The following is a 230-nucleotide window of genomic DNA, read 5'->3' as shown; positions in this document are numbered from 1 at the left end:
CCAGCGTCAGCGTGGTCAGCAATGCGCTACTGTTGAAAACCTGGAAACCCAAAGACCTGGAGAACGCCGAATGAACATCGGCCAAGCAGCCCGAAAGAGCGGCCTGAGCGCCAAGATGATCCGTTACTACGAGTCCATCGGCCTGCTCAAGCCCGCCCATCGCAGTGGCAGCGGCTATCGCCTGTATGGCGATGACGACCTGCACAGCCTGGCCTTCATCAAGCGCTCCC

Annotated in this window: 1 protein-coding gene; it reads left to right on the top strand. The window is 60.0% G+C overall.

What is annotated here, in order from left to right:
* Positions 1-70: 70 nt before the first annotated feature.
* On the top strand, positions 71-230 hold a 160-nt coding region (locus R0J88_RS24065; protein ID WP_410901466.1), incomplete at its 3' end, for a MerR family DNA-binding transcriptional regulator.

This window comes from Pseudoalteromonas sp. SIMBA_162 (genome assembly GCF_046535955.1).
Classification (GTDB): Bacteria; Pseudomonadota; Gammaproteobacteria; order Enterobacterales; family Alteromonadaceae; genus Pseudoalteromonas; species Pseudoalteromonas marina.
This window is presented reverse-complemented; position numbering and strand designations above follow the sequence as displayed.